16 protein-coding genes and 2 tRNA genes are annotated in these 25478 nt (G+C 24.1%); 14 read left to right on the top strand and 4 right to left on the bottom strand.

Going from position 1 to position 25478, the window contains the following annotated elements; all coding sequences use genetic code 4:
* Window positions 1-47 precede the first annotated feature (47 nt).
* From DMC14_RS00500 to DMC14_RS00490, 3 genes are all read left to right on the top strand, one after another.
* Complete coding sequence (locus DMC14_RS00500; protein WP_116171884.1) at window positions 48-1055, top strand: ECF transporter S component; 1008 nt, start codon at window positions 48-50, stop codon at window positions 1053-1055.
* Window positions 1055-5941: a valine--tRNA ligase gene (locus tag DMC14_RS03610; RefSeq protein ID WP_277870944.1), complete on the top strand. Its 4887-nt coding sequence runs from the start codon at window positions 1055-1057 to the stop codon at window positions 5939-5941. Before DMC14_RS00500 ends, DMC14_RS03610 begins: the two co-directional genes overlap by 1 nt.
* A gap of 108 nt (window positions 5942-6049) precedes the next feature.
* A complete protein-coding gene (locus DMC14_RS00490; protein WP_116171883.1) occupies window positions 6050-7192 on the top strand; it encodes a YitT family protein in 1143 nt (380 codons plus the stop codon).
* A 23-nt stretch (window positions 7193-7215) separates the two neighbouring features.
* Here the strand turns inward: DMC14_RS00490 and DMC14_RS00485 are convergent, their stop codons facing one another.
* Both DMC14_RS00485 and dnaE read right to left on the bottom strand, forming a co-directional pair.
* The gene (locus tag DMC14_RS00485) at window positions 7216-8100 is read right to left on the bottom strand and encodes a 5'-3' exonuclease (protein ID WP_116171882.1); all 885 of its coding nucleotides are present in this window, start codon (window positions 8098-8100) and stop codon (window positions 7216-7218) included.
* Window position 8101: 1 nt separating this feature from the next.
* On the bottom strand, window positions 8102-11077 hold the full coding sequence (dnaE, locus tag DMC14_RS00480) for a DNA polymerase III subunit alpha (protein WP_116171881.1): 2976 nt from the start codon (window positions 11075-11077) through the stop codon (window positions 8102-8104).
* 391 nt (window positions 11078-11468) lie between these two features.
* Between dnaE and DMC14_RS05690 the strand changes: the two genes are divergently transcribed.
* The 4 genes from DMC14_RS05690 (at window position 11469) to DMC14_RS00460 (ending at window position 13642) form a co-directional block, all read left to right on the top strand.
* The gene (locus DMC14_RS05690) at window positions 11469-12347 is read left to right on the top strand and encodes a DnaD domain protein (protein ID WP_116171880.1); all 879 of its coding nucleotides are present in this window, start codon (window positions 11469-11471) and stop codon (window positions 12345-12347) included.
* 9 nt (window positions 12348-12356) lie between these two features.
* Window positions 12357-13283, top strand: coding sequence for a primosome protein (locus DMC14_RS05685; RefSeq protein WP_116171879.1), 927 nt, complete (start codon window positions 12357-12359; stop codon window positions 13281-13283).
* Window positions 13284-13481: 198 nt separating this feature from the next.
* Window positions 13482-13556 (top strand) — tRNA-Cys (locus DMC14_RS00465).
* A gap of 9 nt (window positions 13557-13565) precedes the next feature.
* Window positions 13566-13642 (top strand) — tRNA-Arg (locus tag DMC14_RS00460).
* 84 nt (window positions 13643-13726) lie between these two features.
* Here the strand turns inward: DMC14_RS00460 and gpmI are convergent.
* Window positions 13727-15226, bottom strand: a complete 1500-nt coding sequence (gene gpmI, locus DMC14_RS00455) for a 2,3-bisphosphoglycerate-independent phosphoglycerate mutase (RefSeq protein ID WP_116171878.1) — start codon at window positions 15224-15226, stop codon at window positions 13727-13729.
* A gap of 242 nt (window positions 15227-15468) precedes the next feature.
* On the opposite strand from gpmI, the gene DMC14_RS05680 reads away from it, so the two are divergent.
* From DMC14_RS05680 to pip, 4 genes are all read left to right on the top strand, one after another.
* The gene (locus DMC14_RS05680) at window positions 15469-17166 is read left to right on the top strand and encodes a ribosome-recycling factor (RefSeq protein WP_277870942.1); all 1698 of its coding nucleotides are present in this window, start codon (window positions 15469-15471) and stop codon (window positions 17164-17166) included.
* 249 nt (window positions 17167-17415) lie between these two features.
* On the top strand, window positions 17416-18201 hold the full coding sequence (locus tag DMC14_RS03575; protein ID WP_277870941.1) for a DUF885 family protein: 786 nt from the start codon (window positions 17416-17418) through the stop codon (window positions 18199-18201).
* 96 nt (window positions 18202-18297) lie between these two features.
* Window positions 18298-20445: an SGNH/GDSL hydrolase family protein gene (locus tag DMC14_RS05675; RefSeq protein ID WP_116171876.1), complete on the top strand. Its 2148-nt coding sequence runs from the start codon at window positions 18298-18300 to the stop codon at window positions 20443-20445.
* Between the two features lie 17 nt (window positions 20446-20462).
* Complete coding sequence (gene pip, locus DMC14_RS05670; protein WP_116171875.1) at window positions 20463-21401, top strand: prolyl aminopeptidase; 939 nt, start codon at window positions 20463-20465, stop codon at window positions 21399-21401.
* 237 nt (window positions 21402-21638) lie between these two features.
* Here the strand turns inward: pip and DMC14_RS05665 are convergent, their stop codons facing one another.
* Window positions 21639-22037, bottom strand: coding sequence for a hypothetical protein (locus tag DMC14_RS05665; protein WP_116171874.1), 399 nt, complete (start codon window positions 22035-22037; stop codon window positions 21639-21641).
* A gap of 183 nt (window positions 22038-22220) precedes the next feature.
* On the opposite strand from DMC14_RS05665, the gene DMC14_RS00430 reads away from it, so the two are divergent.
* The 3 genes from DMC14_RS00430 (at window position 22221) to DMC14_RS00420 (ending at window position 25463) form a co-directional block, all read left to right on the top strand.
* Entirely contained in the window at window positions 22221-22658 is a 438-nt protein-coding gene (locus tag DMC14_RS00430) for a hypothetical protein (protein ID WP_116171873.1), read from the top strand.
* Between the two features lie 116 nt (window positions 22659-22774).
* A complete protein-coding gene (locus DMC14_RS05660; protein ID WP_116171872.1) occupies window positions 22775-23182 on the top strand; it encodes a hypothetical protein in 408 nt (135 codons plus the stop codon).
* Window positions 23183-23309: 127 nt separating this feature from the next.
* Window positions 23310-25463, top strand: a complete 2154-nt coding sequence (locus tag DMC14_RS00420; protein WP_116171871.1) for a helix-hairpin-helix domain-containing protein — start codon at window positions 23310-23312, stop codon at window positions 25461-25463.
* The last annotated feature ends 15 nt before the right edge of the window (window positions 25464-25478 follow it).

The following is a 25478-nucleotide window of genomic DNA, read 5'->3' as shown; positions in this document are numbered from 1 at the left end:
AATGTAAATTTTAATTATAAAATATTAAATATATTAAAAGGAGAATTATGGACTCAAAAATGCCCGGAGGTTTAACCCACTATTTGCATTGGCTTAGATCTCAAACAAATATATCATATCGTAAATGAAACCCTAAGAAAATAGCATTTGTTGGGGTTTTGATAGCTATATCAGTAGTTTTCTTTTTAATATCTGTTAGAATTTTGCCTATTAGTGCCTTACCAGCCTTTAAATTTAGTTTTATAGGGTTACCAATAAAAATAACAGGTTTTATATTTGGTCCAATAGTCGGCTTTATTACAGGGGTTTTAGCAGATTTTATATCATTTGCATTGGTTCCAACATATTATAATTTTTTATATACTTTAGCAGTAGCTGTTGCAGGTTTCATACCAGGCATAGCAGCTTATTATTTCTTTAACATCAATGAATTGTTTTTTTCTAGAAATTATAGAATTTTTAAATACAAGCAAAGAGTTGAATTTTTTAAAATTCAATTTGCAGAAGCTCTAGCAAAAGGAAATTCTCTTGATTTACAATACTTTTCGGAAAAAATAGCTTTTTATGAAGTTAAAATAATTTTGCTAGAAAATAAAAAGAAACCTACAGCCATGGTAAACTTTTCTTTTATTTCTACAATATGTTTATTAGTTGTACAAATTGTATTAATTATAGCAATATTTTCTAAATTGGATAATTCAATTTTTGAACACAACCGTTTTATTAAAAATAGAAATTTTTATATGATTCTTACAACTTCAGGATTTATGGCAATGGTTCTTTTTGTGGTTTTATATAGATTTTTATTGCGTAAAAAATTTCAAACTTTTATTGAAGTTATGGCAATAATCACTTTTTGTGCTGTACTAGAGCTTATAAATACTATCTTATTAGCTTGAGCCGATACTTCTACTTTAAAAACAGATTTTTGAGTAAACTTTACGGCCCAAACGTTAACAAGTCCTATTAAAATATTTTTTAATTTAGCCATTATTCTTGCTACATATAAAGTTGTTTCCTCTTTGGTTAGATCAAAAGAAGGAGATAGATTCTAATGGGAGATAATAAAATTGTTGCTTTACGTATTATTGATTTAAAAAAACGCGTTAAGCAAACAGAAAATAATATTATTAAATATAAAATAGCAATTGAAAACGTAAATTTATTATTAAGCAAGAGTTCAATTTTAGGTATTATCGGTAGCAGAAATGATTGAGCTATTGATAATATTTTTACGTTGTTAATTGATAATAATATAAGTCCTAAAAAATATCAAGGCTTTATAGAATATAAATTAGATAATGAAAACAAATTTATTCCTATAAATAAAAGAATAGACTATCAAAAAAATTTAGCCTTTGGTTTTGATAATGAAAATATTTTTAAATCAAAAACAAATGAAACGGTTTTTTCTTATTTAGAAAAATATATAAAAAAAAGTGAAGTGATAGCCGCCTTAACAAAAGTTTTTGACAATAATTGAAATGATATTTATCAAGATTCAAGGTTTCATCTTGGGGCCGAATATTTTAAAAATAACTTTAATTTGCAACAAGAAATTTCTTCTATTATTACAGAATTGAAAGAAAAGATTGCTTCTTTTGACATAAAAAATTTAAAAACAATGTCAATTGGTCAAAAAATATCATTTATTTCAGAAATTAATAATTTACAAAAAGAAATTATTAAAAAAATTCAATATAATGAGAAAGAATTTTTTGCCTTTTTAGAAAAAACTATTGAAAATTATCATAATGGTGATTCATTGCTTCAATATAAAGAATATAGGCAAGCCAAAAAAACATATTTAGAAATGTATAATAAAAAAAATGTTATAAAATCTAGGGCGAATACTAATATATTTTTTAATAAAATAAAAAGTCATATTGAAAAATCGTTAATTAAATTAAGCAAAAAGAACGAAATTAGAAAGTATTTTGCAAAAATAAAAAACGATTTTGCGCAAGAAATAAAATTTACAAAGTTTGAATTATCTAAAAGGTTAAGAGGTGATTCGTTTTTACATCATTATTCTCATTATTATATAAGTAAGATTTATTATAAATTTATTAAAAAATATCATTATCAAATAATGTCATTAGATCAATCTAATTTTATGAATTTTGTTGAAGATATTTATACTTTAAGAGACTTAATGATTTCAGAAATACAAACCTCTGTAGGTTCAAGCAAGTCTAATATGAAAATCAAAAGAGAAGTAAAATTTGTGGCAAATTCAATGTTTTTAAAAAATTCAAGAATGTATATTGATAGATTTAAATATTATAAGAAAGATGATGATGACAAAATTACAAAAGAAATTATGCTTAAAAATAATTCTTTAAGTAATACTACTGACAACTTCTTGGATATAGCTCAATTAAAACAATATGAATATAATTTTTTAGAAAAACAAGCTGAATATCATTGAAATGTAGATACTGAAGGTAAGAAAATTAGAAATCAAGCTAAAAAATACTATTCAGATACAGTATCAACATTTATAGATAATAATAAAAATTTGAAAATTATAAAAAGCAGAATTTATAGATTTTTAAAGGAAATTTTTTATTTAGAACCAGAATTACTTAAACAAATTAATGAAAATGAATTAATTTCGACAAATCTATTGGTAAAAGTTATATATGATTTAAGAGAACTTAGTGTTTTACTTTTTGATTTATTTAATCAATATCACGACTATAAAAAATTTATTGAAGGTTCTACAAGAAGACATTCAAGCACTTTTTATAAGTTAATTTTAAAATCAAGTATTTATAAAATATTAGATTATTCAAAAATTCCATTGGATAAATTAACATTGAATTTGCCTCATTTGTCACAAGAAGAAAAAGTTGAATTAGAATTGCAAAAGATTTTAATTAATAAACCAAGTTTAATTATTTTAGGTCCTAAAATTCATAATCTAAAAAAAGAATTGCAAATTAGCATTATAAAAAGATTAAATGAATATACTTTGGATAATGAATGTTTAGCTATTTATTTTTTAGATGATATAAATGTTGCTTCTAAAATAACAAATGATATTTATATAATTAATGGTGCAAGAGTTATTGAACAAGGTAAAACAAATAAAGTATTGGAAAATCCTATTAATCCCTTATCTAAGGTAATGATGGGCAAATTAGATGGTAGTAATCCACAATTTACTGATTACATCAAAAGTTCTAAAGAATATATGAATGTTTTTAAATATGAAATAGAAGAGGATCACATAGTTTGATGTAAATGAGATGAATTGTCGAAATGAGCTAAAATTGAACAAATAAGCAATCAAGAATTAAAGAAAATATTTAAAATAGAGAATGCTTCACATAGCGAAAATAAAGAATTTTTAGATAAGTCTACATTTTCAGATTTTGAAATGTTAAGTTTTAATAATTTAAATAATAATAGAAAGGAGAAAAAAATGGATAAATCATTTGATCATAATATTGTTGAAAAAAATAGAAATCAAAAATGAATAGATATGAAAGCTTTTTCAACTCATGATTTAGTAAAACCTCCATTTACAATAATTTTACCTCCTCCTAATGTAACGGGTAAACTTCATATTGGGCATGCTTTAGATAATTATATTCCCGATACTATAATTAGATATAAAAAAATGAAGGGTTATGATGTTATGTGAGTTGCAGGTAAAGATCATGCAGGCATAGCAACCCAAGCTGTAGTTGAAAAGAAATTAGCAAGTGAAGGAATTAACAAATATAAATTAGGAAGAGATAAATTTATTCAAGAAATTTGAAAATGAAAAGAAGAGTATTCAAATAATATAAATAAGCAATGAGGAAAACTTGGTTTAGCTCTAGATTATACTTCAGAAAGATTTACTTTAGATGAAGGTGCAAATGAAGCTGTCATGAAAGTATTTATAGACTTATACAATGAAGGATTAATTTATCGTGATACAAAACCTATTAGTTGAGATGTTAATTTAAAAACAGCATTATCGAATATTGAAGTTATTTCAACAGAGATAAAACAAAAAATGTATTATGTTAAATACCCTATCAAAGATACTGAACAATATTTAATTGTTGCAACAACTAGGCCAGAAACTATGTTTTCTGACGTTGCCTTAGCTTTAAATCCACAAGATGAAAGATTTCAGATATTAAAATCAGCCAAAATTATTCATCCTCTAACTCAAAATGAATTGCCAATAATTTCTTCTGAATCAATAGATCCAAATTTTGGAACTGGCATTATGAAAGTATCAGCGCACGCTATAGATGATATTGAAATAATAAAAGAAAATAATTTAGAAATTAGAGAATGTATAGATGATGAAGGAAAAATGAATGCAAATGCGGGGGCATTAAGAGGAACAGATAGATTTGAGGCTAGAGAATTAATAGCATATACCTTAGAATCTAAAGGGTATATTTCTAAAATAGAAAACATTGTTTCAAATGTTGGGTATAGTGAAAGATCTAAAACGCCAGTAGAAGTATTGGTGAAAAAACAATGATTTGTGAAAATGAAAACTTTTTCTGAAGATTTATTAAAAAATCTTCAAAGTGCTAATGGAGTAAAAATTAAACCTATTAGATTTGAAGAAAGTTTAAAAAAATGAATGGAAAATGTTTACGATTGGACGATTAGTAGACAAATATGATGAGGACATAGAATACCTGCATGATATAAAGATAATAAGGTTTTAGTTCAAATTGAAAACCCAGGCCCAGGATGAAAACAAGATCCAGATGTTTTAGATACTTGATTTAGTTCAGCATTGGCTCCTTTCGCTTTTTTAGGATGACCTAAGAATGATACAAAACTAAAAAGGTATTTTCCAACTAACCTTTTAGTTACTGGCTATGATATTATTTTCTTTTGAGTATCTAGAATGTATTTTCAAAGTTTACATTTTATGAATGAAAAACCATTTGATGAAGTTTTATTGCATGGTATTGTTCGTGATTCTCAAGGCAGAAAAATGTCTAAATCTTTAGGCAATGGTATTGATCCAATTAGTTTTATTGATGAACATGGTTCAGATGTTTTAAGAATGTCTTTGGTATTTAATTGTACTCCTGGCCAAGATATAAACTTTAATAATGAAAAAATACAAGCTTCGAGATTGTTTATTAATAAGTTTTGAAATATAGCAAGATTGATATCAAATATTCCGGTGAATTTATCTGAAAAATTAGATATAAATTCTTTAGATCAATATGATTTATGAATATTAAATGAATTTAATTATATGAATAAGAATATTTATGAAGCAATGAAAAATTATGAATTTACTGTTGTTTATAAATATATTCAAGATTTTGTTATAAATAAATTTTCTTCTTGGTATTTAGAATTTTTAAAATTTAAAAACAATAATTTATTTATACATTATTTATTTAGAGAAATATTGATTACTTTACATCCTTATATGCCTTTTTTAACTGATTATTTATTTGAAACAATTTATAATGAAGAGCTTTTGGAAACTGACTTAAACAATTATATTTTGTCTGAGGATTATGATTCAAAAGAAATAAATAACTTAATAGAATTAATTACTATATTAAGAAAATATAGAGAAGATAAACAAATTTCAAAAGCTCAAACTTTAGGATATTCTATTGAAGAAGAAGCTTTAAGCAAGTCTCAAGACATTATAGTTCAAAAATTATCAAATTTTGTGTGAAAAGAAAATAAAGATTTTTCTATTCAATCTTCTTTTGGAAAAATTTATATTGAACAAAGATTAGAAGATAAAGAAAATGAAATTATTGAACTTCAAAAATTAATTAAAACAACAAAAGCAGAAATTGAGTTTAATGAAAAATTTATCAATAACCCTAAATTCATAGAAAAAGCAAGTCCTGAAAAAGTTAAAGAAAAAAGAGATAAATTGGACCTACATAAAAAGAATCTTGAAATTTATCAAAAGCAATTAGATGAAAAACAAAAATAATAATAAAATAAAGTTTTATATATGAGAAAATGCTCTTAAATAAAAAAAATGGGCATTTTTATTTTTTATTTTATTTATTAGTTATTTTATTTATTTATAATTTTATTTATGAAGAGGCAAAATCCTGAACCAGAACAAAAAACAATATATAGAGCGAAAATAAAACAAAAATTGTTACGTTTTGGTTCAATGTATAGAATTAAAAATGTAAAAATACAAATATTATTAACTGTAATAATTGGGTTACTATTTGGTTTTACTCAATACTTTTTTATTCAAATTACAGGACTTTATGAAATGGGTATAGCGGCAGTTTCTCAATCTGTAGCTAGATTTACAAATTATTTTATGGTAACAAAAAACATTGCCGGAGCTAAAATAATTTATAATTTAATTTTTTGATTATTAAATTTATTTGCGAACATACCATTATTTATTTTGTCTTATAAGAAAATAAGTAAAAAATTTGCTGTTTTAACAATAATTTTTATGGTAGCTGTATCAGTAGCTGGTCTTATTATTAGTAATATACCAGGAACATCAAAATTATTAATTTTTGGAGGTGATAATATTAGCCTCCTTACAATAGGAAAAGCAATTCACGATACTGGCAAAGTTTCTGAACATGGACTTTTAACTTGAAATAATATTCAACCTGGAGGGTATGCAATATTCTTTTATGCTTTGGTATGAGGCGCATTGCAAGGTATATTTACAAGTTTGCTTTTAATTATTGATGGTTGTTCTGGTGGTTTTGACATGCTAAGTGTATATTTATCACTAAAGAAATATAAGGATGTTGGCGCTATATTAATGATGTTACATTTAGTTTCATTTTTAATTGCCAACTTCTTTGGTAGCTATATGCCCTTTGCTTTGCAACAAAAAAATTGGAATTTACAATTTTATTTTTCACCTGCTTTTGTTGCAGGACTAATAATGGTTTTATTTAATGGTTGATTATTGTCATATTTATTTCCTAAATTTAAAATGGTTAAAGTTGAAGTTATTTCAAGTCATTGACAATTAATTTTAGAACATATAAATAAACTAACTGATCAAAAATTTTCAACTAGTATAACAGATTTTGTAGGAGGATATAGTAAAAAACCACAAAAATCTTTATTAATAGTTTGTTTATATATAGAAGCCGCTAAATTATCACAAATAATTGCCAAATACGACTCTCACGCTTTCATTGTTGTTACAGAGTTAAAAAAAGTCGAAGGTTATATATTTTTATCAAAATAAAAAATTTGGTTTGCGCCAAATTTTTAATGCAACATTTTGATTAAACTAGAAATTTTTTGTTTAATTGTATTAAGTTGATATTTATCTAACAATTTTATTGTTTCCTCTTTTAATGAGAGTTTATAAATAGACATATTATCTAAGTTTAAATTTGGAATTTCAAAATTAGTTACTAGTCGAGCAATTGTTTGATCTCTAAAAGCAATACTTTTATATTCTTGAAATTTTTCAGCTCAAATTGGTTTTATATTTTCTAAATTAGCATAAATATTATCCAAAGAACCATATTCTTTTAATAATTTAGCTGCAGTTTTTGGACCAATGCCTTTTATTCCAAAAAAGTTGTCACTATTGTCGCCAACTATTGCTTTGTAATCAACTACTTGCCACGGTTCAAAATCATAAATAGTAGAAAAATTTTCATTATTTAAAATAATTATTGAATTTTTATGCTTTTTAATAATGTTAGTATTTTTATCTATAAGTTGATTTAAATCTTGATCGGCAGAAAATATTAATTTATAATTAAATGGATAGTGTTTACAAACATTAGCTATAATATCATCAGCTTCAAAACCTTCAACTTCATAATGAAAAATATTAATATTTGTCAATAAATCCTTTATTAAATTAATTTGATCATAAAATTCTTTTGGCATTTTAGCTCTACCATCTTTGTATTTGTCATACATTTCATGTCTAAATGTTTTTCCTTTAGCATCAAAAGCAACAAAAACATATGGAGTTCTATGTTCTAATAACAAAGTAAATAAGGTTCTAAAAAATAATAAAACAGTATTAGTTGAAAAACCATCTTCGTTTTTTAATATTACTCCCGTTTTATTCATAGCAAAAAAAGATCTATATGCTAAATATGTTCCATCTAATATTAAAATTTTCTCTTTCATATTAATTAATAACCTTTCATTCTTTCAGTTTAATTACATTGTCATATCTTCTTACAAATTTAATTTTTACTAATTTATTTTTTAAATCTTTTAATGAATCTTCTTGTGAATATACAAAAGCCACTACTTTAAAACTTGAATCTTGAAAATCTAGCTTTTGATACATTCTTCCTTTTTTATCAGCGCCAAAAGAATAATTTGTACATTTGCTTATTAATATATATTCATTATTAAATCTTGTATCTATTAATCTATTACCATCAATTTCATATTTAGAGGTAGGAGAATGATTATAAGATTGCCCTAATAAATCTAATTCATTTTGTTCTAAAATTGTTTCATCATCTTCTAAAATATTTTCAGGGTTATAAGCAAGAATTTTGTCAATAATTTTATTAGCTTCTATTTGAATATTTTGTTTTATAAAAATAATTGAATCTGATTTAGCATCAATTTCATTTAGCATTGTATTTTGACTTAATTTAAAATCTCTTAATGCTCCTGATTTTATTAATAATTCTAAAGTAGATTTTCCTATTGATTTAATTTGTGACAAACAAAATATGCAATGTAAAAAGTTTTTATATTTTCCATTTTTATTTCTGTTCTCAACTATTAATTTTACTATCTCAGGACCCAAACCTTTTATTAAACTTAATGGAAGAATAATTTCATTATTATAAATATTTGCTTGGGTTAATGATAAATTAATATTGGGACTTATAATTCTTATTCCCATTGTTTTAGCTTCATTAACATATTTTCCAACAGTTGCTTGAGCTCCATTTGCCGAACTTATACAAGAAGCATAAAATTCTAATGGGTAATTAGCTTTTAAATAAGCCATTTTAAATGTTAGCATTGCATAAGCAATAGCATGCGACTTATTAAAACCATAATCCGCAAATTTTGAAATGTTGTTAAATATTTCTTTTGCCACACTTAATTTATATTTATTTTGTATAGCTTTTGAAATAAAATTTTCTTCGACTTGAGCCATTTGATTAGCCTTTTTCTTGGAAATAATTCTTCTTAGCATATCTGCTTCTTCAAAAGACATATTTGCAACTTTTTGAACTATTTCCATAATTTGCTCTTGATATATTATAATTCCATAAGTCGAAGCCACTATTTTGTCATATTCAGTTGAGATTAATGGAGTCTTTTCAATTCCAAATTTTCTTTTTGCATATTCTTTAATATGAGCCATTGGCCCTGGTCTATTTATAGAAATGATAGAAGCAATATCATCAAAACAATTAACCTTAATTTCTTTTAAAGCTTTTATCATTATAGGGCTTTCCACTTGAAAAATTCCAGCAGTATTACCATTTGATAATAGTTCAAATGTTTTTTTATCATTAAAATTTATTTTATTTCAATCTATTTTGGAATTAATTTTACTTTCTATATTAGATTCTATTTCTTTTATTGTTGTTAAAGTTTTTAATCCCAAGATATCCATTTTGATTAGGCCATAGCTCTCTAAATATTCCATACTAGCTTGTGTTTGTTGAATATGATCACTTGTTTCAAAAGTTGGAATAGATTTTATTATTTCTTTAGAATTAAGAACAATTCCTGCTGCATGTGTCCCAGTTTGCCTATAAAAACCTGAAATTCGACTGGTTTCCTCAATAATTTTATTTTTAAAATTTGAATCATTAGGATTTAATTGGTCTAATTCTTTAATAAAATTAATGTTCTTAGTAGACTCTTCTTCTAGACTTTCATCATTTGAAGATAACAATTTTGATATTCTATTAATTTTAGTAGGACTAATTTCATATGCTCGCAAAACATCTCTAATAGCTGATTTTTTTCCCAAAGTTGAAAAAGTAACTATGTTTGCAACATTTTCAAAACCATATTTTTTTATTAAGTATTGAATAATTAAATCTCTTTTATCATCTTGTACATCAACATCAATATCGGGCATATTAACTCTTTTTGGATTTAAAAATCTTTCAAATATTAAATTATATTTAATCGGATCTATTTCGGTTATACCAAGTAAGTAGCTAATTAATGATCCGGCAGAAGAACCTCTTCCCGGCCCTATAGAAATATTATTATTTTTAGCTCAGTTAATTCAATCTTGAATAATTAAAAAGTAGTCTTCAAATTTTAAAGAAGTTATAATAGAAAATTCGTGTAAAAGTCTTTTTTTATATACTTCATTTCAATTTTCTGGGTTAATTTTGTTTAAATTCTTTGTTATTAATTCTTTTAAATAATCTTTCGAACTTATTTTTTTCTCATTTGGGAATTTAATTAAATTATAAGATTCAAAATTTATTGGAAAATACAAATGTTTTATAAACTCATTAGTTTTACTTACTAAATTTATTATTAAGGGGTCTTTTGTTTGGAATTCAAAATTCAAAGGTTCTTCTATTATTACTTTTTCATTAGAATTATTCATTTTATTTAGTAATTGTAAAATAGAATAATCTGAGTAATTTAAAGTATTAAAATTTTTAAAAATTAAAAAATTAGAATAATTAAGTTCTAAATAATCTTTATAATTTTTTAAATCATTTAAAGAAAGACCAATATAGTAATTATCTTTTTTTATTATTTCATTAGTTAATTTAAAGTAACTATAATTAGGATTTTCTATAAAAAATAAATTACTATTTTCTTCTATTGTTTTTTTAATATCAATTTTTTTATTAGAAAGCAAGTCATAAGAAAGTTTTTTAAGTTCTATAAAAGAATCTTTGTTTTTGGCAAATATATTGTATCTAATTTCTTTTTCATTTAAAAAACTATGAACTTCTAAACCGAAAATTGGTTTTATTTTGTTATCTAAACATTTTTTATTAGCTTCTGCCAGACTAAAAAAATTATTTTTTTCACTAAAAACAATATATTCTACACTAGAATCCAAGGCCTTTTGAATAGCATTTTCAACTGTTATTGTGCTTTCTTGAAAAGAAAAAGTAGTATTTAAGTGTAAGTTTAATAATTTCATATTTTAATTATAAATAAATAATAATTTTAAGGTTATAAATATAGTTATAAAAAAGAGAAATAAATTAAAGATTTAAAGATTTAGTTTAAAAACAAAACACTTTAATTTTATGAAATATAAGGTTTTCTTCTTATTTTTTAAAGAATATTTTAAAATTATTAATTTTTATTGACAAAAGCAAAAAAACTACTTAAATTTATCAACATTTTTATGTAGAAAACTTATTTTTTTTTTAAAAAAATTCTTAAATTTAAAAGATAAAACAATTTTGTTTTGTTTATAACATATATTATTTTTTTAATTATTTTCTAAAAAATAAAAAAACGAAACTTTTAATTGAATTAGTCTCATAAAATAGTAGTTACCAAAACAAAAAAAGGGGTTAAATAAAATGAATCAAGTTAAATTTTTTATTGATAATTCAGAAGATGTATCTACAAAAGATTTAATAAATATAAGAACATTTTATTCTCCTATTGTAGGAACTCAAGGTATAAGCTTGTATCACTACTTTTTTGATTTATATAATACAAATAATATCGAAAAATATGATTTATCCGAAACTTCAGAATTTTTAATTTTAAGTATAGAAGAAATTGAAAAAGCAAAACAAAAATTAGAAGGAATAGGTTTAATTAGAACCTTCCAGGATGAAAACGGGAATTTATTGATTAAATTAAATAAACCATTAAATGCAAACGAAATAGTTAAAAATTCTTTAATATCAAATTTATTAATTTCTAAAATAGGTAATTATAAATATCAACAATTAATAAAAAATAATGCTGTGTATTCTCAAGATTTTTCAAATTTAAATGACGTATCTAAAAACTTTTTTGATGTATATAGTGAAGAAAATCTAATTTTGGAACAAAGTGATGATAATATTTTTGATTTTACCTTAGTAGATGAAGCACATTTGCTTTCTAATCTGAAATCCGAAGAATATATTCATTATTTTACAAAAAAAGAACTTAGTCCTAGTCAAATACTAATGTTAAAAAAAATAAAATTATTAAAATTTAAAGATAAAGCAATAAATGCGTTTATAAAATATTCAATAAATGTTAATAATTCTATAGTTTGCAACTATATTGAAAAAATTGCTAATGACTTTGCTAAAAGAAATTTATTTGAAGCCGCTTTAATTGATAGTGAATTAAATGAGATAGCTAATTTTAAAAATAAAAATGGTTTAACTAATAAAATAAATAAAGTAAAAAATAACACATTAAACAAATATGATGATGGGTTAAAATGAGATGACTAGGAGTAATAAATGATTGATCAAATGTCTAAAATTAAAATTGATGATTTTGAAAATTCAGAAATTGAGGCAAAACAATTAACACAAAAAGTTTTGTCTAAAAAATTTATAAAAGACGAAATCAAAAAACTAAATTTAAACGAAGAGCAAATTAAAAAAGGAATGATTATTTTACAAAGATATCATGACTATTATGTTCAACATAATGAAAAACCAAAATATAAGCTTTTTGTTGATAAATATGGTTTTTTGGCAGAAGATATGAGTAGTGACCCAAATTTTGATAAAAAAAAGAAAGCTGAAAATTTTTGATTTACAGATATTAGTCCTTTAGATCCAATAGTTCGCAAATACTTTGAAACTAATGCTGAAAGGTCTGTATTTCAAAATTATAAAAAATCATTAAAGCAGTTTTTATCTAATCAAATTAAAACAAACGAATCTGAAAATATAAAAAAAATAATTAATGTAGCTCTTTCTAAAGGGGTATTGTTTGATAATTTATGATTTTATGATCAAAACAACAGTTTATCTACTGATTTTATAAAATATATATCTATATTGAATGCAATAAATTTTAATAAGTCAGTAGCTATAATAAATGCAAATGACTTACAAAGATATTTAAAATTTCAAAAAGAGGATAGAAATATTATTATTTCTCATTTGAATAAAGTTGATATACTAACAATTTATAATGTTACATTTGGTCAAAAAGATGAATGATTTTTAGAGTTTTTATTAGAAGTATTTGATTCTAGAAATAATAATAATCAGCCTATATTGCTTTCTACAAACAAAGATGTAGGCAGTCGTAATTCTAAATTTTTAATAAGATATTATTATAATAACAATACTAACAATAATGATATTGAAAACTCTTTCAAAGACTTTATTATTAATAATTTCATAAAAATAGTAGTTAATTTAAAAAAATAGACTTAATTTATTAATAATTTCAAAAAAATAAATTAATGTATTATAATATAAACTATATTCCAAAAATATATTAACATGCAACCCACAAGCATGTTTTTTATTTTAAGCCTTTTGTTTTTATAAATTATATTAATTTTTCATTTTATAAAAAACAAAAAAAATTGTCGTATAATTTATAGGCAATTATAAATTAGTGTTGCCACCATAGCCAAACGGCCAAGGCATAGGTCTGCAACACCTTGATTACCGGTTCGAATCCGGTTGGTGGCTCCATTTTTATATGCGCCCGTAGCTCAATTGGACAGAGTGTTTGGTTACGGCCCAAGAGGTTGCGGGTTCGACTCCTGCCGGGCGCGCCATTTCATAAAATTGACCGTTTAAGGAAATGCTTAGTGCATTTCTTTTTATTTTTTATATAAAAACTGTCAACCAAGTCAACAGTTTTATTTTATCAAATTTTTTCCAGTCATTTCTTTTGGTACATTTATTTTTAGATATTTTAATATTGTAGGAGCCACATCACAAAGAGAGCCATTTTTTAATAATATTGTTTTATCACTACATATGAACATAACAGGATTTGTGGTGTGCTTAGTTGTTGGTTTATTATTTTCATCTTCTGTTAGTTCAGCATTTCCATGATCGGCTGTAATAAATCAAACTACATTATCATTGTTTTGAATGTATTCCAATATTCTTTTAAATTGAGAATCTAAAAACTCTATAGCTTTTATAGTGGCCTTAAGATTGCCAGTATGACCCACCATATCTGGATTTGCATAGTTCATTATAACAAAATCTACATCTTTAATATATTTCAGTAATTCATCTGTTATTTCTTTTGCTGACATTTGTGGATAATCCGCAAAAGATTTAGCTTTGATGCTATTTACCAATATTCTTTTTTCATTATTATATTCAATATCAATTCCGCCATCCATAAAAAAAGTCACATGGGCATATTTTTGAGTCTCAGCTAATCTAAGTTGTTTTATTTTATTATTTTCCAAAACTTTACCTAATGGGTTTTCTATTTTCATTTCTTCAAAAGCTATTAACGATTTAATACCTTCATATTTCATTAATGAGCAAAATAGATTTATTTTTATCTTATTTTTAGGTTTATATTCATATAAATTACTATTTAAAATTAAATGACTTAGTTGTCTGGCTCTATCTGGCCGAAAGTTAAAAAATAATACATTATCATTTTCTTTTAAAAATAAGCCATTTTCATATTGAGCAGGAATAAAAAATTCATCATATATTTTTTCATTATATTGGTTATCGACATATTCATTTATATCTTTAAATATATTTTTAGATTTTCCTAATATAGCTTCAAAAGCTAATTCGTTTCTTTCAAAAACTTGATCTCTATCCATTGCATAGTATCTTCCAGAAATACTTGAAATTGTGTATTCAAATTTTTTTGTTAATTTTTCTAATTCATTTAATGATTTTTTAATTGATTGAGGTTTAACATCTCTGCCATCGCCAAAAATGTGAATAGATACTTTTTTTAGGCCCCTAAAGTTTGCTAATTTAATTATTTCAAACAAGTGTTTGTCATAAGAATGAACTCCCCCATCACTGAGTAGACCTAATAAATGCAAAGTTTTTTCTTTCTCGATTGCGTCTTCAATAATAAGATTCAAAGCTTTATTTTTTTGAAAAGTATTATTTTTAATTTCTTGATTAATTAAAGACAAGCCTGTATATACTATTCTTCCTGCTCCTATATTTAAGTGTCCAACCTCAGAATTGCCAATTTGATTATCTGGCAATCCTACAAATTTTCCAGATGCTTCCAAAATTGAATTAGGGTATTCATTTAACAAAATATCAAAAGTGGGATGATTTGACAAAGCAAAAGCATTGCCTTGTGTTTCTTTTCTTATTCCTAAACCATCTATTATTGTGAGTATTATTTTTTTTTTCATATTTCTCCTAGAAATTTCCATAAATTGTAATAATTTGTATTTTTTAATCATAAATAATTATAGTATTTAATAAAGTAAAATCTTTATAATAAGCTTAAAAATTAGTGTATTTTTATTAAAATTAAAATTGAAAAGCAAAAGTGTTATAAAATTTAATTACGTAACATATTTTTTTGTTACGAAAAAATTTTTTAAATTTAAAAAAATATTATTAATATTAATAAAAAAAGGAATTAGTAAATATGACTCCAAAATCAAAAAAAGCTTTACTTATTTCTGGAATTGCGATAGGTGGTGCAGCAGTAGTTGCCGGGTTACCTCTTATTGCTTACGGAATTCAAACAGGTGTAAATAAAGCAAAAGAAAATAGAACAAAAGAATTAATTAATGAATATACAAAACAAAAAGAAGCAGCAGAAAAAGCAAATAAATCGGCTAAAGAAGCTATTGATGCTAAAGATGATGCAATAATTAAATTAAAAGATGAATTTGAAGATATTGTGGATAAAACTAGTCCAGAAGCTATTGCAAAGGCTGGCGTAATAAAAACAGCAGAAAAAGAATTGCAAGAACTTAAAGATGCTTATCAATTGAAAATTGATGAAGCAGTATTTAAAACATTAAAGAATGTTGCTGAAAAGTCAGAAGTTGCAAATGATGAAGTTATTGGTTTAACAGCTCATTATGTAGTTTTAACTTACAGACAATTTTTAGTAGCTAAAAAAGAAGCCGAAAAAACATATGATTTTGGCTATCCTTCAAGAGAAGAAGTTGAAAAAATTAACGAATTCTATCAAGGTTGAATTAGCAAATTAGAGGCAATTAATAAAGATAACTTAAATGTAACATCATTAGCATGAGTGAGTGGTTTAGAATATGATTGATCTATAGCTAAATCAATTTATTCATCACATTCACGTTTAGTTGGTACATATTTAGGATGAGGTGTACCTTATGCATTTCCCGCAAATTCGTTTTATGGTACAATAAATTCTATTAAAGGTAAAAAAGCTAAAAAGGTTCAAGACAACTTAAAAGAAGGTATTGAAATAGGTGTTACTTTATCAAAAGTAGTAATTAAGAGCAATATTAATTCAATTTTGGCAAAACAATATGCAGAACAATTGAAAAATTTTGCTAAAGGTTCAAAAAATGAAAAATCTGTTTCAGAAATCATTGAAGCTAATACAACAATTGATGCTGATACCAAAGCATTTCACAAATTCTATGTTTCAGAATACTATAAAGCTGCAAAACATGGCTTAGGTGAAGATATTAAAGAATTAAAAGTTTCTAAAACTGATACAGTAAAAGAACTTGAGAACACAATAGAAGTTTTTGATGGAACAACAGTTTATAAAGTTTATGGTTTAGGCTATACTCAAAAAGACTTAGATGCTAAAAATGTTGGTATAGGACATATGCAAACTACTGCCGGTTCCATAACAAATGGCAAGAAAATTTATGATTCAATTCTAAAAATTTCGACAACTTCAGATGATACAGCACAAAATGTTTATGATTCGGGATACAATACAACTAAAACAGCTGCTAATAATATGTTATTAACAGCTAAAGCAGTTGCTAAATTAATCACAGGTTCCGAAACAACAAGATGAGCTCCTAAAATTAAATATGATGTTGATGGTGTTGGACCAGAAGCTGCTAAAGATGTTAGAGTAGTAATTCGTGACAAACATGGAAATGTTGATTTAAAAGAATTTAACAAATGATTAAATCAAGAAAAATTTTTCTTTGGTCGCGAAGATAGTTCATACTATACTTCTAAATTAATTGCTAAGTTAGATTCAGATGTAGATCTTAAAAGTGCTAGAAAACAACTAGAAGACAATGGGTATAATCTTCTTAAAGATTCTGCAAATGCAGACAAAGCATATGGGTCAATTACAAACAAACAATTTTACTATGGTGCTTTATAAGCATTTAAAGGATATAATCAATTCAGAAATGCTACAATAGAACATGGTTTTTCATATTTTGCAAACCAAGTACCAAGATATGGAATTAGTACATATTCATATGCTGATCGTGGTTCAGAAGGTGTTGGCGCATACAATGAATCAGTTACAGTCGAAGAAGGTACAAGAGGATCATTCCAATTTAACTGTGACCCATACTACTCTTTACCAAAATGATCAGTAACCTCTTTTGCAAACCATGAAAGCGTTATGGGTCACCACAACCAAATTTATTATGCAAAACAATTCTTAAAAACAATAAATGATGAAACAATTGGAGATATTTTTAGTTATACTTCTTATATTGAAGGTTGAGCATTATTTACAGAATGATTTGGAATTGAATCTGGTTGATATGGAACTCCTGATTATGAAAGCAAAGACTATTATGCTTTACCTGTAAGTTTCAAAAAATCAGCAGGTATTACAAGTTTTATAAAAGCTGAAAAATCTGAAGATGTTACAGATGAAGAAATTAAAGAAATGAAAGAGTTGCATGGTGGAGTTTACTGAGATTTAGTAGCTTCAGTTAATCCAATTGACAATGATAAAGAACATACTTTAAAAGCTGCCGAATTAACAAACATGTTACAATACTTTGGTGCCTTAAATGAAGCTCAATTACGTAACATGAGAAGAGCAATAGATACAGCATACCATGGCGATTTAGAAAAAGCTGAAAAAGATTTACCAGCAGGTGCTTCAATTTCCGAAGTTAGAGCTTATATGCAAGCTAATTCAGCTTTAGGTATTGGAGATATAACCTCTGAATCTAAACGTTACTTAAATCTACCAGGTCAAGCAACATCTTATAATTCAGGTAAAGAATTGATGTTAGATTTATATGATAAAGTACGTAATTCAAAAGGATTATCAAGAAAAGACTTTGTTGAAAATAAAGAAAACATTAAAGAGTTCTTTAATGTATTACTAGAAACTGGTGCATTACCTTTAGGCACATTAACACAAGTTGTTGAAAAATATTACAAATTATAATTAAAACAACAAAAATAATAACTCATGCATAACGCGTGAGTTATTTTTATTATAAATTTGTAAAATTTATAATATATACAATATAATTAAAAGTTAATGAAAACCAAAAAATATAAATATTTAGCTATAGGTGATTCTATATCTCAAGGATTTAATTCAAAAATTGGGTGTGGAACAGCGGGGTATAAAACTTCAAAAGAATTTGTCAAGGGATATTCATATGCCGATTATTTTATGGAATTTTATTTGGATTATATTAGCAAAAGATATAATGACAATTGAGAAGAATATTGACAAAACATCGAAATGGAAAATATATCTGCTTCTACATTAAGAATTTCAGATTTAAATAGTTTAGTTGACAGTAAATTGAATTTAAGTGTACTTAATGTAGCAGAAATTAATAACGAACTATATAAACGTTCAAATTTAGATCTAAAGCAAGAATTTTGAGAACATAATCATAATTTAGATGAAAACGAGCAATTTCGTGAGTTATCAAAAAAATTTATTGCAAAAATAAAAGAAGCAAATTTTTTGAGTATATCGATAGGGGGGAATGAATTTCAAAGCTCATATCCATTTATTAAATTTCGTAATTTAGTTTTAGAAAAAAATTTATATAAACAAAAAGAAATAAAATTAGATATATTAAATCATTTGAAAACTTTAACTTTAAGGACAGAACAAGAGTTAGATAAATTTATTAAAAATGTTAAAATTATAAATTCTGAATTAAAAATAGCCTTAGTTACATATACACCACCTTTTTTGCATTATTATTTATCTTATGAAAAATTTTTAAGATTTAAAAATCCTGAAATATATAATGATTTTTTTAAAAAAAATTTAGGTATTTTTGAAAAGATTTTTGAAAATGTAGCACAAAAAAATGAATGTATTTTAGTTAAAAGTTTTAATTACAAACAATGATTTAAGAATTCGCGAGTGTTTGCTGAAAATATGATTGACGTTCATCCGACTGAATTAGGGTATCAAGAAATGGCTAAAAAATTATTTGTAGCTTTTTTAGAAAACCAATGCCAATTTAAAGATTATGATAAAAAAATGCTTAAAAAACTTAAAAAATTTAGCATATCTTATAGTAAAAAAATAACAAAAAGAAATAAGCATAAAATTAATAGAAATTTATTTTTGTTTGAAAAAAGAGTTAATAGAATAGTTAACATTTTATCTGTTTGATGTAATCAAAAAAATGATGTTCAAAACCCATATTTCGCTTTATTAAAAACCAATATACAAGAAAGCAAAAATACAATAGTCAAAAGAGAACAATATGCTTCATTATATACAATTCTTTCTGAACAAATGATTTTTATTTTAGATTTTTTTGATAATAAATCAGAACGATATTTATTTTTCAAAAATAAGTTTATAACAAATAATAATATATTAAAATTTTTGGTTTCTATTTTAGAATCTGAGGCCGTTTTAAAATTTTTATTATTAGCTGAACAAGAAAGTGCTCGAAAACCAAAAATAGCTATTACTAAATATATAGAAAATGTTTTAAATAAAAATAGAGCCGCAATATATGAAATTTTTCTTGAAATAATAAATAAAGATGTTTATTTTTATAATTTATTATCTTCTTTTTTGGAAGCAATTTTAAAAGATTGAAAAAATGGTTATTTTTTTAATAAATTGTCAGATACAGTTTCGCAAATAGCTAAGGAAATTTTTAAGGATAAAAAATTAATTGAAGAAATAAAATTAATAGGAATAAACTTTTTATCTTATATTAAAGAAAAAAGAGAAATTCAAAAAGTTTCAAAATTTTTTAAAATTTTTTTAAAATCTCAATTTGAACATTTAGAAAATATTATTGAATTGTTTTTATATAACATTTATCTAATTTTTAAAGATGATGAAAAAAATGCAGTTAATACTATTTTAGAAATACTTAAAATAAAAGCCTCAAGTTTAAAATATAAAAATTGAAGAACCTTAGAAAAAATAGTAGCTAAAATTTTAAAAAATATTACTAAAAAAAGTTTTGTTAAGTTTTTAGCTACTTTAGTAATTCAAACAATAATTAATTTAAATTCAAAAATTAATTTAAGAAAATCTTATAAACAAGTATTTTGAATTAAAGTTGCAAAAAGCTTTTTTAGACAAATAATTAAACATCCATTTAACAAAAACGCTTATATATTAATTTTTATTTTGATTAAATTAGCAAAATTAAAAATTAAATTATCATTAAAAATATTCGATAAATAAAATAAGAAAGGAAAAAAATGTTTGAACCAATAGAACCATACAAAACAAATTATTTAAAAGTAAGCGATATTCATAGTTTATATTATGAAGAAGCGGGCAATCCAAAAGGAGAACCGATTTTGTTTGTTCATGGAGGACCCGGTGGGGGTATATCAGAATCTAATAGACAATATTTTGATCCTAAACATTATCGAATAATTCTTTTTGACCAAAGAGGTTGTGGAAAATCTATTCCCTCAGCTGAAATAAAAGAAAATACCACTATGAATTTAATTAGTGATATTGAACTTTTAAGAAAAAAATTAAATATTGAGAAATGAATCTTGTTTGGCGGTTCTTGAGGGACTTGCTTAAGTTTGATTTATGCTATAAATTATCCTAATAGAGTTAAAGGATTAATATTAAGAGGTATATTTTTAGGACGTCGTGAAGATGATTATTATTTATATCAAAAAGGTGCCTCTCAATATTTTCCTGAAGCCTATAAAGAATTTTCTTCTTTTATTCCTAAAAACGAGCGTGGCGATTTAATTAAAGCATATTCTAAATATTTAAATCATAAAGATATTAATATTGCATATAAAGCAGCATATCATTGAGCTAAATGAGAATTAGGTCTAATAACAATGAACCCTTTACCTGATATTGAAACAATATTAGAAAACAATAAAGCCAATTTGGAATTAGCTAGATTAGAAAATCATTACTTTGTGAACCATCTTTTTTTAGATGATGATAATTACATTTTGAATAATATAAAAAATATTGAAAACATACCAACAATTATAATTCATGGAAGATATGATATGGACTGTCGTCCAGAAGGCGCTTATTTATTGCATAATAAATTAAAAAAATCTAAATTAAATTTTGTAATAGCTGGTCATTCATCAAGGGAAATAGAAATAGCTAATGCTTTAGTAGAAGCCACTGAAGAATTTAAAAGTAGCAAATAATATAATTAAATTATAATTTTAAAATAAATTTGACTTCTCAATACATAAGCGTCAAATTTATTTTTTAATTTGTATTAATTTCAATATAAAATATTTAAAATTAATTCTTTTATATTGAAACGAATTAAAAATTTTGCTTTTGGATTGTGTTAATAATATTTGTCTTTTTTATTTTGTTGACCAACAATGTTACTCCAATAAATCCAAAAATTGAAGTAACAAAATTTAAAACTAAGTTTATAACATAAATACTACAAAAATTTTTCTTAGGTCAACACTTACAAATGTAATAAATATTATTATGTAAAAAAAACTATACATGAACTTACTATAAGTATCGCCTCCAGGTTCTTTGTGTTTTTTAACTGATAAACCTCTTAAAATTAAATTTAAAATATTTGAAACAAAACCAATAATTATTATTGTTATATTATATTCTGAAAATTCATATATTCATTTTAACAATTGTTCTTGTGATAATAATGAAGTTGGCAATTTATACATTACAAAAACAAATATTATTGTCAATGCAAAATTTAATACATTAAGAATTATTAATATTAAATTAAATACATAAGTAGTTCTTACAATAGATTTGTTTGAAATTTCTCTCCTTGATTTTAATCTATTGTACAACTTCTATCATAAATAATTATATTATTAGCACTTTAATTGAAACAAAAAATAATAAATATTAAGAAAATTGATATATTGCTTTTTAAGCTGAATTATAATTTATCTTAATTTATTAATACTTCTAAATATAGATAAAGCAAATTGCTTCATTCTTTTAGTATATAATTATTTTTAGGGAGAAGAATGATGGAAAAAGATAAATTGGCAACTCCAACTTTAACTATGAATGCTATAAAAGTTGCTATGGAAATAATTTATATTATATTGACAACAATTTTTATATCAATTGTACTTTATCCAGTATTAATTGCAATTGGAAGCAACCCAAGCGAGAATTTCTTTAATTTATTTAAAATTGAGCTAGCTAATAATCTATGGTTGTTTTCACTTTGTTTAGTTTTTTCAAATATTTTAACAATAATTAGCATAGTAACTTTAGTTTTTAACATTTTAGTTACTATTAAGTTATTTAGAAATAAAAAAACAAATTTAGCAATTTTATTTTTAATAGGCATTCTTGTAATATCAATAGTTGGTCTTATTGCTTCAGTTAAGTATTATAAAGAAAACACAAAATTTAATCAAGATGAAAATGTAAAACCAACAACAAAAACGATTTAACATTATGTTTAATTCAAAATATTATTTTGAAAATCGAAAATTCAAAGTAATATTTTTTTATTTAAAATTACTATTTTTTAAAATATAATATAATTATTAAAAATAGAAAGGAACATATGAAATTAGCTAAATCTATTATGATTGCAAATATAGTATCTTTTGCAGCAGCAATTTTTTCATTACCATTATTTATTGTTATTGCTATTGCATTAGGTGCTGCTGGCAGCGGCATAGGGAGTAGTTATACATTATTAGGACTAAGCTGAGGAACAGGAGTATTTGCAATCTTTTACTTTATTTTTTTAGGAGTAGCATCACTTGTAGCTTGAATTTATAGCATAGTGGGTTGTGCAAAAGCATTTCAGGATAACGAAACAGTAATTGGTGTTTTATTCTTAATTGGTGTTTTAAGCTTTCCTTTATTGTCATTTATAGCATCAATACTATACTACAAGGCAAGCAAAAATACTCAAAATTCAAATAATTCATATAATTTAAATAATACAAACTCTGTCAATATATAAAGTTTATATATAATTTAAGCAAGTAATTTTACTTGCTTTTTTTAAAAATCATTTTAACATTAATCTTTAAAATATATTTTAAAAAATAAATAATTTATAATATTAGAAAAATTAATATGGAGCAAATATGGATATATCTATTAAGAACGTTTCTAAAAAATTGAATATAAGTCACGATCAAGTGCAAAAGACTTTAAATTTATTAAAAGAAGGTGCCACAATTCCTTTTATTTCTCGTTATAGAAAAGAAATAACAGGTGGTTTAGATGAGGAACAAGTATCTAAAATTAATGAATACTATGCATATGATGTGGAATTGCAAAAGAGAAAAGAATATGTAATGAGTATTCTTGAAGAAAAAAAATTATTAGATGAAAAAACAAAAGCCAAAATACAAAATGCAATTACAAAACAAGAAGTAGAAAATATTTATGAGCCATTTAAAGTTGGTAAAAAAACAAAAGCCACTGAAGCTATAGCTTTAGGTTTAGGACCCTTGGCAGAATTAATACTTAAAAACAAAGATGAAAGTTTCGATGTTTTTAATGAAGCTAAAAAATATATTAATGGAGATACTTTAAAGGACGTTGATCAAGTTATTGAGCAAACAAAATTTATTATAGCTCAAAATGTATCTCAAGACATAGTTGCTCGTGAATATATTAAGTCTCAATTGTATAATTTTGGTACTATTGTTACAAAGAAAAAAAATACTGAAGATGATAAAGAAGTATTTAAGCTTTATTATGATTTTTCTGAAAGAGTAAAAAATATTCCTAATCATAGAATTCTTGCAATAACTAGAGCCGAGGACAAAAAAATTCTTTCTTACACTATTCAGTACAATGAAAAACCCCTTATTTATTATTTAAATAATAAATATTTTATTAATAAAAGAACAGCTAAAATAACAAATGAAGCTATAAAAGATTCTTTAGATAGATTAATAATTCCTTCCATAATAAGAGAAATAAAAACAGATTTATTTGAAAGGGCTGAAAAAGAAGCTATCGAATTGTTTTCAAGTAATTTAGAATCTTTATTATTGGCTCCTGCTACAAAAAATAAAAACATTATGTCAATTGATCCAGGATATTTGAATGGATGCAAAATTGTAATTTTAGATAAAAATGGAAATTATTTAGAAGGTTTTGTAATTTATCCTCATATCGGAAATAAAGAAAAATTTATTCAAGCAGTTAAAAAGACCCATGATATGTTAAATAAATATCCTATTGATTTAATTGTTATAGGAAATGGAACAGCCAGTCGCGAAACAGAAGAATGAGTAGATAAATTATTAAAAGTTAGAAGAGAAAAAGGATATAACGTTGATACCAAATATGCAATAGTAAGTGAAGTGGGCGCTTCTGTGTATTCTGCTTCTAAAATAGCTCAAGAGGAATTTCCAGATTTAGAATTAGAATATAGATCTGCTATAAATATTGGAAGAAAATTTCAAGACCCTCTTAATGAATTAATTAAAATTGATCCAAAATCTTTAGGAGTTGGGCAATATCAACACGATGTTAACCAAAAAGAATTAGCGCAAAAATTAGCTTACAAAGTTAATAAAGTAGTTAACTTAGTTGGAGTTGATTTAAATACCGCAACTAAATTTATTTTAGAATATGTTTCAGGCCTTTCAAAATCTATTGCTCAAAATATAGTGGATTATAGAAATGAAAATGGTTTATTTCAAGATAGAGAGGAACTGAAAAAAGTAAAAGGATTAGGACCTAAGGCCTATGAACAATGTGTTGGTTTTTTAAGAATTTATGATTCTAAAGAATTTTATGATCAAACAAATATACACCCTGAATCATACAAGTTAGCAGATAGGGTTGTATCAATATTGAACATTGATTTAAACAATATTGATAAAAATATTTTGAAAAATGCAAATAGAGACGATTTGGCCAATAAATTAAATGCAAGTAGATATGATATAGATTTAATTGTTGATTCTTTAATAGCTCCTGGAAAAGATATCAGAGAAAATAAAGCCGGTTTTATTGTAAATGACCAAATTTTAAAATTTGAAGATATTAAAGTGGGCCAAGAAATTATTGGTCAAATTCAAAACATTACTAATTTTGGCGTATTTGCTTATATTGGTTTAAAAGAAAATGTTTTAATTCATATTACAAATATGAAAAAAAATGATAATCAATTTATAAAGCACCCAAGCGAGTTGGTTTCTGTTGGTGATAATTTAAATATAAAAATAATTGATCTTGATAAAAAAAATGGCAAAATACAAGGAAAAATTATTTGATAAAGTTATAAATTATGC

The organism is Metamycoplasma phocicerebrale (assembly GCF_003383595.3).
GTDB classification, from domain to species: domain Bacteria; phylum Bacillota_I; class Bacilli_A; order Mycoplasmatales; family Metamycoplasmataceae; genus Metamycoplasma; species Metamycoplasma phocicerebrale.
Note: the sequence above shows the minus strand (reverse complement) of the source record. Positions and strands in the feature narration are given on the sequence as shown.